Annotated in this window: 8 protein-coding genes; all 8 read right to left on the bottom strand. The window is 49.6% G+C overall.

Going from position 1 to position 12,339, the window contains the following annotated elements:
* Positions 1-6: 6 nt before the first annotated feature.
* Positions 7-876, bottom strand: coding sequence for an MBL fold metallo-hydrolase (locus CWE15_RS00040; RefSeq protein ID WP_126756023.1), 870 nt, complete (start codon positions 874-876; stop codon positions 7-9).
* A 127-nt stretch (positions 877-1,003) separates the two neighbouring features.
* Positions 1,004-1,330: a DUF2149 domain-containing protein gene (locus tag CWE15_RS00035; RefSeq protein ID WP_126756022.1), complete on the bottom strand. Its 327-nt coding sequence runs from the start codon at positions 1,328-1,330 to the stop codon at positions 1,004-1,006.
* Complete coding sequence (locus CWE15_RS00030; protein WP_126756021.1) at positions 1,327-1,845, bottom strand: MotA/TolQ/ExbB proton channel family protein; 519 nt, start codon at positions 1,843-1,845, stop codon at positions 1,327-1,329. Before CWE15_RS00030 ends, CWE15_RS00035 begins: the two co-directional genes overlap by 4 nt.
* On the bottom strand, positions 1,845-5,717 hold the full coding sequence (gene cobN, locus CWE15_RS00025; protein ID WP_126756020.1) for a cobaltochelatase subunit CobN: 3,873 nt from the start codon (positions 5,715-5,717) through the stop codon (positions 1,845-1,847). The genes CWE15_RS00030 and cobN overlap by 1 nt, the downstream gene beginning before the upstream one ends.
* Positions 5,718-5,726: 9 nt before the next feature.
* The gene (locus CWE15_RS00020; protein WP_126756019.1) at positions 5,727-7,658 is read right to left on the bottom strand and encodes a TonB-dependent receptor plug domain-containing protein; all 1,932 of its coding nucleotides are present in this window, start codon (positions 7,656-7,658) and stop codon (positions 5,727-5,729) included.
* Between the two features lie 76 nt (positions 7,659-7,734).
* A complete protein-coding gene (locus tag CWE15_RS00015) occupies positions 7,735-9,189 on the bottom strand; it encodes an NAD-dependent succinate-semialdehyde dehydrogenase (protein WP_126756018.1) in 1,455 nt (484 codons plus the stop codon).
* 110 nt (positions 9,190-9,299) lie between these two features.
* On the bottom strand, positions 9,300-11,033 hold the full coding sequence (locus CWE15_RS00010; RefSeq protein ID WP_126756017.1) for a Na/Pi cotransporter family protein: 1,734 nt from the start codon (positions 11,031-11,033) through the stop codon (positions 9,300-9,302).
* A 201-nt stretch (positions 11,034-11,234) separates the two neighbouring features.
* Positions 11,235-11,798 (bottom strand): hypothetical protein, encoded by a 564-nt coding sequence (locus CWE15_RS00005; RefSeq protein WP_126756016.1) that lies wholly within the window; start codon positions 11,796-11,798, stop codon positions 11,235-11,237.
* Between the last annotated feature and the right edge of the window lie 541 nt (positions 11,799-12,339).

The raw sequence follows: 12,339 nt of genomic DNA, 5'->3' as shown, positions 1-12,339 counted from the left end.
GGTGAATTACAGCTGGTTAATCGGTAATTTAAAGTAGGTTTTACCATTTTCTTCCGCAGGCGGCATGTGGCCCGCACGAATGTTCACCTGAATCGAGGGTAAAATTAATCGCGGCATTCCTAAAGTGGCATCGCGTGCTTCACGCTTTTCTACAAAAGCGTCTTCACTGGCGCCGTGGCCTACATGAATATTGTGTTCACGTTGTGTTGCAACCGTGGTTTTGTATTGGTGCTCACGCCCTGCGGGTGGGTAGTCATGGCAAATATACATGGCCATGTGGTCAGGAAGCGTTAATAACTTTTGAATAGACTGATACAAGGTGCGGGCATTGCCCCCCGGGAAGTCGCAGCGAGCGGTGCCCACGTCAGGCATAAACAAGGTGTCACCAACAAACACAGCTTCCTCGTTAATAATGTAGGCCAAGTCTGCTGGGGTATGCCCGGGGGTGTGCATCACGCGTATAGTCATATTGCCCACAGTCAGTTCGTCGCCGTCGTCAAACAAGCGGTCGAACACATCGCCATTGGGCAAAAATTCTTTTTCGAGGTTAAATACCTCTTTAAATATTTTTTGTACCTGGGTTATTTCGGTGCCAATACCAACCAGCGCGCCTAGTTTTTCACGGAAAAAAGGGGCAGCTGTTAAATGGTCCGCATGGGCGTGGGTTTCTAGCACCCACTCAATGTCTAATTGCTGCTCGTGAATATAGTCCAGCATGGCTTGCGCGCTTTTAGTGGAAGTGCGGCCCGAGGCGTAATCAAAGTCGAGTACAGGATCGATAACCACCCCTTTTTGGCTCGCTCGGTCAGCCACAACATAGCTAAAGGTTTCACTATCCTGATCTAAAAACGCTTTTACCAAAAGAGAGTTACTCATTGTACTGTCCTCATCACCACATAAAAAAAGAGTTGCCTGTAAATTAGGCAACTCTAATATTACATAAATCAGCACGAGTTAAAACCACAAGAAGGCGATGGGCCTGTTCGACTTCTTCGATGCAGCGTTAATCAGGTGACTGTACGTCACCTTCGGGCACATAAATAAGGCTACCGTCGTCGAGCCGGTAGGTAACACCCGCCTTAATGCCTTGCCCGCTGCCTGCTTCACTGGTGGACTTGTAATGCTCCAGCTTCTCGCCCTCCTTAATTAGAATTTCCATATTCTCCTGTCCAGGGTTTTTAATCACGGTGACATTGTCTGCAGAAAATGGGTTTAACGGATTCTCCATAATAATAATGAAAAGAATCACAATAATGACCAAGAAAATATCGACAATGTTGACCATGCTTAAAATAGGGTCGTCGTCTTCCACTTCTAAAAAGCGACTCATGCAGCCTCCTGTGCCAGTGTAGCACCGGCGGTGGTTGGGCTTTGTCGAGCTTTGTCTTCAATACGTTTTAAGCTTGTTAGGCGCCAGCGACGCTTAACGGTCAGCAAAATAAAGCACACAGAAGCGGCCATAAGGGCAACAATTACCGCAGCAAAGGCAATGCCCACTTGTTCTCCCACCAAGCCCATTTCGCCAGCGGACACGCCGGCTAGGGCAGGCCCCATGGGGATCATAGTGGCAACTAAGCCCAATAAGGGGGCGGTACGAGCGGTTATACGTAAACCTTCCAGTTCTTTCAAAATGGCCAGTTCTAAATGGTCCGAGTCGAGCTGCGGTTGTGCTTGTTTTAATTTCCACACAGGGCAGCTCGGCTCGGTGCGCACTAGCCTTAACCCTGCCTCCACTAAAAAGCGGCCCAGCTCATAGAGGGCATACACAAATGCCAGAATAATAGTCACAAGGACCGGTATTAAAAACCACGATGAAAGTTGATATAAAACTGCTTCAATAGCCATTAGAAACCTCGTTTAGACTGTGTGTATTGGCGCAAGGCACCAAGCAATAGTGGAATGAAAATAAAGGCCAGCCACCACCACTGTGTGGTCACTTCCACACCTTGTTGCTGGGTTTGCTCTAGGCGTTGGCCCGTTACTTCTTGGCTGGCCTCGTTGGTTGCCGCTTCGCTGGCAGGGTTAGCTTGGCTTGGCGCAGGTTGAGCTGCATTCAGTGCGTTCATAGCTAAAGGAGCAAGGCCAAAGCCAGCGGCCATTTGGTCGGCAAACTCTGCGAGTGGCTCGTGGGCGGGTACTAGCTGATTTTCCGCTAAACTGTCCATATAGGCTTGGGTTAGCTCTTGCTTGGTTTGCTCGGAAGCGTCCCAATAGCCTTTGCGTATGGCGTCTAACATACGCTCCATCATACGTAGTTGCGCCTCGGCAGAATGCTCCTGAAACCATTCGTTCATATCTAGGTCGAGGCTGTCCATTACGTACACCTCATGCATTTTTTGCCATTGGTGGTCTTGCACAACATTGGGCGACACGACCTGCCAGCCCCATAAGTTGTTGGTCATATCTTGCAGGCTCAAGGCGCCAGCAAACCCTTCTTCTTTAAGGGCTTCCACCCAACCTGGGTGAAAGGCACGGGTGGCCATTTCCATTGCAAGAAACTCATCGGCCCCTTGAAAACGCACTTCGCCCGCTTTGCGTTGGTTGGAAATATACAGCTCAGGGCTTTTCCCAGTCAGGTGACGTACAGCCAAGTCGATACCCCCTAAGTATTGGAAAGGATCGTCTGTCGTCAGCATGCCGTAGAGGTTAGACGTACGGGCTAGTAGGGCAGCGTCCACGGTTTTTAAATTTTCCGCATACAGCTCGCTAAAGTCCGCCTGAGCTCCCCACTGGCTTGGGTCTGGGCCAAAGGCATGGCTCATACGCTGCAAGTAGAGTTTGGCCAGCTTTTCTTCCTCTTCCCAGCTGTCCGTTGCCAGTGAAGCGTCTTCTAAGCCCGTGGTGTACACACCCGTAGGGCTACCAAACACACGGGTTTGCGCCATGGTTGCGGCCTCTTCGCTGGGTATGCCTTTCCCTATTAAATCGGCGAGCATCTGCTGTGTGTGGTCGTACACAGGGTTGTTGGGTTCGTCGAGTTGCGCCACTTCAGCGGCCGCTTGCGACAAGTGAGCCATAACATTTGGGAACTGGTCTCGGTATAACCCGGTCACAGACAACACCACGTCCACGCGCGGGCGGTTTAATTCCGCTTGCGGTACCACTTCATAGCCGGTGACACGGCCGCCTCGACCCCATACAGGTTTCACCCCCATAGCATAGAAGGCTTGGCTTTCTAAAATGCCACCGTGGCGCATGGCTTCCACCGCCCATAACGAGAAAGCAAGCCGCTCAGGCCATTCGCCATGGGTTTCTTTGTGTTGGGCAATCATTTCGTCGATGGCTTTTTTACCGGCCAACCATGCCTCTCGGGTGGGAATGCGAGAAGGGTCAAACCCAACCAGGTTCTTACCGCTTGGCAAGCTGTCGGGTACCCGCACGGGGTCGGCGCCAATGCCTGGTGCCACATGGCCGCCTTGTAACGCTGTATTGAGGCTGGTCCATTCTGCGTGTGTGTTCAGCCTGTCATAGTAGGCACGGGCTTTGGCTTGCCATTCAGGTAAAGCCGGCGACACCTTGCTGTCTGCAGCAAACAGCACCTGCTCAAGCCAGCGGTACGGTTTCGTGGTTTTTAATTGCTGGTAGTCGTCAACAAATACTTCGTCGGTTTGTTCTAGGTTCAATGCTTGTAAAAAGTCATCACCCAGCATTTGCATGACAGTGGTCAGCTTCTGTTCCTGCGCACCGTCATCTGCATAGGTGTGTAAGCCAATTGGTTGCGACTGGGCCGCAAGTTCATGCAGGTAGTCATGCAAGTGCAGAATAAAGGCGTCAGGGTCGGCTGCTGCGGCTTCACTGTCCCAGTGTAAGTCGACAAACAAGGCGTCTTCTGCAGCTAAGGCAAGCAAGCGTTCCACCGTGTTGTTTTTCACTTCGCCGGGCTCTAAGGTTTCCCATTGGTGAATAAGTTGGTGCATATCCACTAACTGTCCATGCAAGCCAGAAGGCTGGAAAGGAGGCGTTTGGTGGCTTACGGTCACCGCACGGCCGCGGCGCTTTGCCTGCACGGCTTCACCCACATCGTCAATAATGTAAGGGTAAACAATGGGCATGTCGCCTAATACTAAGTAGGAGTCATCGTAAATACTTAGTCCCCGCTCTTTGCCTGCTATCCATTCTTGGGTGCCATGGGTGCCGAAATGCACTAAGGCGTCGGCTTCGAAGGTATTGCGCACCCAAAAATAAGTGGCCAAATAGTAATGGTTCACCGGAATGCGCATGTCGTGGTACATGGCTTTCTCGTCGTCTTGCCCCGGCTCGCCTCGTGGGGGTTGGCTTAAGTAAACAATGTTACCCGCGCGCAAAGTAGGTACAGGAAACACTTTCACACCCTCTAGGTCAGCCACCATAGAGGACTGTTCAGGCGCTCCCCAATACTGATTAATACGGGTTTGGACCGACTGGGGTAGCGTAGCAAACCAAGCTTCATAGTCCCTGAGGGTGACATAGTCGGTAGGCGCACTCAGTTCAGCCTGCGGTTGGTGGGTTTGCTGAATGGCTTCGCCCAGCTTGGTGATAAAGGTTTGCTCGGTTATCGCCTGGGTTTGATACCCCTCCTGCTGCCAGCGCTCCGAAAGCAATGCCAAACTACGAGGCACATTCATAAACGACGCGGACAGGTTTTTTTCACCCGGTGGGTAGTTGTACACCATAACAGCAACTTTATGCTCTGAAACAGGTGCTAGCTGTAGTTTGGCTAAACGCACGGCTTTGTTAATGGCGGCTTTTGCTTGGTAGTCAATAAGTTGTAGTTCACCTTCTTGCTCCGACCACATGACCAAAGGGTCTATCAGGCCATTTTGTTCTGGTAGCGCCAAATATAAGGGGGTGGTGGCTAAGGACAGTCCCGACGGGTGCTGCTCCCAGTTTTCAATGGAGTTGTTCCACCAACCAATACCTTGAAGCACAGGAATGCCTAAGCTGTTCAGCTGTTGCTCTAAACCATTGTGATAAACAGGTTGCAAGTGAATTAACGCATTGGCCTTCCCTTGAAGAAGCTCGACTAAGCGGACATCGTTCCCTAAGGAGTAAAACACCGGCAAGGCAACAGCACCTTGAGCTTCTACCCAACGCACAAGTTGGTCGATATGGTCCATGGCGTTCGACTCGAGGTACCGCACATGAAAGCCAAGTGCCACCACGGGTTGATGAGGCTGGCGGTTCAAGGCCAATAAAATATCGTCGGGGTTGTCCGTAAAGGTGCCCGGGTAGTCCGGGTGGTAGGCTCCTTGGCTAGGTAGCTCACGAGCCGGGGGCAAGTCCGCTATTGCTTGGTTTGCCAGCAAACGGGCCGCGGCCGTAAAAAACAGCTGAATGTTGTCGGCTCCGCCATGGCGGAAGTAAGCATGTAACTGTTCCGCCTGGGCCGTACTGAGCTGTTGAAAATGCATGCTGTTTCGCGCCACCGCCAGCATGGGCAGACGCGAGTCTAAGGGCAGATCTTGCAGGCGTTGTTGGGCTGCTTGCATGTCGTTCGGACGCGGCAAGTCGAGCACTAAAAAGCGGCTGTGTTGCAGGGTGTCTTTTAATTCATTGTCGGGCATATCCGTGTCGACTATGTCGACGCTTAGCCCGGCTTGGTCTGCCGCTGTCATAATAAGCTGCCGTTTGCCTTCCAGCATCATGTGGTTGGTTAATACTGTCACATCGGCCGCGCTAGCAATAAAAGCCGTAAACAAGCTGAGCGAAAGAAGTAGGGCGTTTACAAGAATTCGCATAAGGGCTCCTTAAAACTGCCAATGCCAAGCAAGATCAATGCTTCGGCCTTGCTCTTGGTAACCAAAGGCTTCGCTTTTCTCTAGCAAGTCGGTGTTTAGTAGGTTGCTGGCGCTTAGGGTCACGCGATGGTTGCCGCGGGTGTAGCTAACATTGGCATTCAGCAAACTGTAACTGGGTAAAGCAACCAAGCCTGTGTATGTGGCTGTGTGCTGTTTGCCAATGTATTGCCAGTCAATGGCGGAACTTAAGGTGTTAGCCAGCCAGTCAATGTGCAGGCCTAAGCTGCCTTGGTGACGTGGACGTGCCGGTAGGCCTTCGTTTGTTTGCTTGTTCTTGGCGTCGGTGTAGGTGTAACTATTGGTGAGTTGTACCCGCTCATGCAGGGGCATGGCACTTTCAAACTCAAAGCCAGTGACTTGTGCTTGGTCTAAGTTGACGTATTGGTTCACATGCCCGAAACGGCCACCACAGCGTTCAATACATACGGAAGAAATGAGGTCTTGAATGTCGTTATGAAACACCGTGGCACTGAAATTAAAATTAATGCCTTCGTACCTTAAGCCCACTTCCCAGCTGTCGCTGGTTTCCGGTTGTAGGTTTTCATTCCCTAAAAATGTATGGGGGCCATCGAAGCGGTAGTCCGGAGAAATTTGCTTTAAAGTTGGTGCTTTAAAACCATGGCCGTAGCCAACTTTTAAGGAAAGGTCCGGTTGAATAAGCCACACAGCATAAGCTCGTGGGCTAAATTCACTGCCAAAAAATTCATGGTGGTCAAGACGACCGCCCAAGGTTAAATAAACATCCTCCACAAGGTCCATTTCATATTGGGCCAAAGCGGCTTTATGCACAGCACTATCCCCGCCACCACTAAAAGCATTGTGTTCAAGCTTTTCGTAGCGCCATTCTGCACCTAAGGTAAGCCGAGCCGTATTAATGTCTCGGTAAAACTTACTTTCTACTACATGGTCCAGTAAAAACTGAGGAGAATAGGGGGCTACCGTGGCGTTGTCGGTCGCATGGCGGACATCAATGGCAGAGCGGTAATAACCCACATGACCGCTCCACTGTTCAAAATTTGCATTCCAAAAGGCAGAAAGTTGATCTCGCTCTAGGTTGTACCACGACTTATAAAAGGGGGCCGTGCCACGGAAGTTGGTATGCTGCCAGCGCTTTTCATCTGAAAGCAGGTACTCAATGTCTACCCCATGCTGCGGGTTTACCTGCCAGTCCAAGCCGACTTGCAAGGAACTGACGCGCTGCCCCTCAAGAGCTGAAATGCGCGGGTCTTGGGTATCAAGCATATCGTCTTGATATTTATGGCCTAGGTGCGCTTTTAGCGTGACCTGGTCTGACACGGGCTGCACCCACTGACCGTTTATTCCATATTTTCCACCGCCTTGGTTGGCATGGTGCAAAGTGCCGTTTATGGCAAGGCTTGAATAAGCGTCGCCTTGGCTCTGGCGGGTAATAATATTAATAACTCCACCAAGGGCTTCCGAACCGTATAAGGACGACATAGGGCCACGAATTACTTCAATGCGTTCAATACTGTCTAAGGGTAGCCATTCATACTGAAAGTCCGAGTGGCCCACCACGTCGTCCGTGGCAGACACCCGCTTGCCGTCAATCAGAATCAGTGAGTGCTTCGACTCTAAGCCTCGCAGTTGAATGACTTTACGGCCGCCGACACTGCGACCAGAAAGAGACACTCCCGCCGTTTTACGAAGGGCCGTGACCAGCTGCTGGTCGCTGACATTCATCAGCTGTTCACGGCTAATAACAGTTAAAGAAGCAGGAGCTAGCAAGGTACTGCTGGCGCTGCCAGTGGCGGTCACCACTATGGTTTCCATGGGCTCGTCTGCGGGTTCAGCGGCAAGGGCTGAGGCCAAAGGGTTGGCCAGCAATAACGACAGTAGTGCAATAGTGTGTTGCGAACGCATTCATTCACCTCCTTAGAAAATAAGGAGGCTAAAATAACGCGATTTAAACGCTAATGCAAATCATTCTCATTAAGGTTTAAAAGCCGAAGCACATATACTTAAGCTCCGTGTACTCAGCCAGCCCATGATGACTGCCCTCGCGACCAATGCCAGACTGCTTCACACCGCCAAAGGGCGCAGCCGCATTCGAGATCATGCCCGTATTAATACCTACCATGCCGGTTTCAAGTGCTCCAGCCACACGGTGTACGCGGTTTATATCTGTTGCGTAGAAGTAGGCGGCTAAGCCAAATTCAGTATGATTCGCAAGGGCAATGGCTTCCTCTTCCGTGTCAAACACGAACAGGGGGGCTACCGGCCCGAAGGTTTCTTCACGCGCACACAGTGCCTGCTGCGACACCTTGCCTAGAATGGTGGGCTGGAACCAATGGCCGCCTAATGCGTGGGGCTTACCCCCGAGAATAAGGTCGGCTCCTAGGGACAGGGCGTCTTCAACATGCTGCTGCACTTTTTCTACGGCGGCTTGGTTAATTAAGGGGCCAATGGAAACGCCCTCGTCGAAGCCATTGCCAACCGTGAGTGCGGCAACTGCTTCTTTCAAGGCTGCGACAAATTCGTCATACACAGGGCGCTGAACATAGACACGGTTAGCGCAGACACAGGTTTGCCCTGCATTACGAAACTTACTGGCAATTAAGCCTTGCACAGCCGCCGGAATGTCCGCGTCGTCGAACACAATAAAGGGAGCATTACCACCGAGCTCTAATGACACCCGCTTAATGGTGGGTGCACTTTGCGCCATAAGCTTCGCCCCAATCGGGGTAGAGCCTGTAAAACTTAACTTCCGGACAATCGGGCTTTCAGTTAATACGGCACCAATGGTCTTGGCTTGGCCGGTCAGCACGTTAAACACCCCAGCAGGAAAGCCTGCCTGGTTAGCAAGGACCGCAAGGGCTAATGCGGTTAACGGGGTTTCAGACGCCGGCTTGACTAACATAGTGCAGCCGGCGGCAAGAGCAGGAGCCACCTTGCGTGTAATCATGGCTGCAGGGAAGTTCCACGGGGTTATCGCTGCACATACGCCCACGGGCTCGCGCGTGACCACAATGCGGGTTTCAGGGTTTGGCCCGGGTATGGTTTCCCCATACTGGCGTTTGGCTTCTTCCGCATACCAATCAATGTAACTGGCGGCGTAGGCTATTTCGCCCATGGACTCGGCAAAAGGTTTACCTTGTTCCGAAGTCATAATAGCCGCTAAGCTTTTTTGGTGGTCCATAATCAGTTGGTACCAAGTGCGGAGTAAGCTGCTGCGCTCTTGGCTGCTTGTGGCTTGCCAGCTTTGTTGTGCGGCATTTGCCGCTTCAATAGCTCGCGCAACATCGTTCGTGCCCAAGTTCGGCACATCAATAATAGGAATTTGCGTGGCGGGGTCGCGCACGGTTAAGGTTTCGCCCGAGTCGGCAGCAACCCAGTGGCCGTTCACAAAACACTGGTTTCTAAGAAGCTGTTTGGCAGCGTGTGGGATAGGCATAGAAACTCCTTGCTAAAAATGAGCGTGCTTTGAGTATAAACCAAACAGAGCAAACAAAAAGGCCGCTACATCCCAAAGAATGTAGCGGCCCTGTATAGGCAATGTTGGAGTTAGTCGTCGCCGTCAATGCGATACGCTTTCAACCTGCGGCCTGCTGAAGCTTCGTTGACGTTGAGAATGTGGTCGCCAATCCGCTCTAAACGGTTCAACATGTCCACAAATAGAACGCCTGAACGTGACGCATACTCACCGCCTTCTAAGCGTGTGTAGTGCGTGTCACGGTACATTTCACGAATGTCGTCAATCTTGTCTTCCAGCATTAAGGCATGCTCAAGATTCACGTCTTCCGGGTCTAGCTGCACGTTTGCACTCATAGCGTCAATGGCATTGGTTACCGCGTCCATCATTTCGGCCATTTCAGAAAGAGCTTTTGGCGGCCAACTTGCACGGCTTTCTACCATTTTCTCGCTTTGTTTCGAAAGCTGGTAGTAAATATCTGCTATACGCTCTAAGTCATTAATCATGATTTGCATAAAGCGAATGCGTTCTGTCAGTGTATTCTCTAAGTTGGCGTTTTCACTGATGTGCACCAAGTAGTCGGAAATTTCAACTTCCAAGCGGTCGGTTAGCTCTTCGTACTTAGCTATTTTGTCCATCAATTTCGACTTCGACGCTTTTTCATCAAAAATAAGCTCGTGCAAGGTGCAGTGCATTTTGCTGATCACGCCTACAAAGTGCTGCACTTCCTTGTTGGCCTGTTCTACCGAGAAGCCCGGTGACACCATAGGACCTGCACTGATGTAACGTAAGCTAAACTCTTCGTCTTCGCCTGAAGTAGGCGAAAGGTACTCTACGAAGCGCACTAAGTAAGGCACAAACATAAAGAGAATGAGCACGTTCAACACGTTGAAGGAGGTATGGAATAGAGATAAGCCCAACGTAGCATTCGCCCGCGATTCAGCCGCACCTTCCATAATGGAAAGAGGATTCTGCGTGAAGTATTGAATCATGCTGTCCATTAAGCCAAGGAATGGAAGTATCACAATCATCATCCATACCACGCCGATAACGTTGAAGAAAAAGTGGAATCGGGCGGTACGTTTCGCATGCACGTTTCCGGCAAGGGCGGCTATGTTTGCGGTTACTGTGGTACCAATGTTTTCACCTAATACCATGGCTGCAGCAATGGGGAAGGGAATCCAACCTTCAAATAACATGACCAAGGTAATGGCAGTTGCCGCCGAAGAAGACTGGGTTAACAAGGTTAAAACAGTACCAACGGCCACAAATAAAATAAGTGACAGGTAACCAAAGTCTGTGTAATTACGTAAGAAGTCGAGGATTTCCGGGTTCTGATTAATGTCTGGTACGGCGTCTTTAATAAAGCTTAAACCGATAAACAAAATACCAAAGCCCACCATGGTTTCGGCAATATTACGTAGGCGGGTGCTGTTAGAGAATAAAAAAGCGAAGAAAATACCAATAAGAGCAAGGGCTATAGGGGTAATTTGAAACTTAAAGCCAAACAGCGACACCATCCAAGCGGTCACTGTGGTTCCTATATTCGCTCCCATGACCACACCGGTAGACTGCACAAAAGTGAGTAAGCCAGCGTTTACGAAACTAACAGCCATAACCGTGGTAGTGGTAGAAGACTGGGTAATAACTGTGGTGGTCAAGCCCGTAGCCACACCCATAGCGCGATTGCGCGTCATGCCAGCAAGAATGCCTTTAAGCCTATTCCCTGCTATTTTTTGCAGGCCCTCACTGAAAATTTTCATTCCGAAAATGAAAATACCCAATGAACCAATCAACTGGAGGAAGTCAAACCATGAGTATGACATAAGGTCGCCTTTTAATTCGCTTGGCCCTACACATAATTGTGCTTACGATATGGGCACTGAGTTTTTTACCTGTTGTGGTGGCGCATTATAGCTATGTTTTGGCCGCTTTAAAAAATAATCTTCATGGTTTTGTTGTTTTAGAGCAAAAAAAAGCCTCGCAATGGCGAGGCTCTTTCGGTATGTGCATACGGCTTGAATTGCTTAGAAGTGGTATGCAACACCTACGTTGTACGCTTTGAAATTACTGTCTACGTGGTCGTAGCCAAACTCCATGCTCAGGTTGTCCATTACAAAGTAACGGGCAGACGCTGTGTAAGACGTTTCACTCACATCCATCCAGTGGCGGTTTACACGTAAACCTAGTTCTAGGTTGTCGCTTAAAATAGTTGAACGTACACCAATGCTTGCGTACTGACCGCTGTCGGTGAGTGAGCTAACACCTTTTGGTGACAAGCGGTTATGGGACAAACCAGCTGTCGCTACTAACGCGGTAGAAGGCATCATGTTGTATGCGTAACCTAAACCTAAGTCGCCAGAAGACAAGCTTGCGCCTGACTTGGTTACACGGCGTAGATCTGTTTCAACAAAGAAACCATTCATTAGGCTAACGTTGGCGTCAATTTTAAAACCGTCAACACTACCACCAGTCGCATCGTTGGTTAGGTAGCTTAATGAAGCAAAGTCGAATGATGGTCCTGTTTCTGCAGCTGCTGTGAAAGAAATTAAACTTGCTGCTGCAATTGTCGCTACTACTAATTTTTTCATGTGTGTGTTTCCTTATAGGTTGAAAAAATCAAGTGACTTATTAATACGGTTATATTGTGGGTGCTAGCTGGATTAATATCAAACATATAAGGGTTAGTAGGCGAGCGGTCGGTGCTTATTTGAGCGCTTGATCTCTAACTGTTATGACTGCTAGTTCAGTAACTTAGCAGTAAAGTAAGAGGGGATCACAAAGGTAAAACAAGCAATGCAATTTACATTAAATTTAATTCGTTGTAAATATGTTCTTAATATAAAATAAGCCTATGAACAGCGGGTTATATTTGTTATCAATATTTTGATTCGTCTTATTATAATGTTTTTAATTGAGAAGAATAAAATGTATATAAATGGTAACTTAAAATCTATTTTAAACCTGAATTCAGATAATAACCGCAACACTCATGTAATGGGATAGGTCGAAGGGAGGTCAGCTACCGACATGTGGTAGTCTTACTTTTCGACCAAAAAAAGTGAGTTCCAACATGAGTTATCGGCAGCTGACCGAGGGACAACGATACCAGATTTCGTTGCTTCTCTCAGA

The sequence above is a fragment of the Aliidiomarina taiwanensis genome (assembly GCF_003987015.1).
Taxonomy (GTDB): domain Bacteria; phylum Pseudomonadota; class Gammaproteobacteria; order Enterobacterales; family Alteromonadaceae; genus Aliidiomarina; species Aliidiomarina taiwanensis.
The sequence above is the reverse complement of the archived record's forward strand: the minus strand, read 5'-3'. Positions and strand labels throughout refer to the sequence as shown.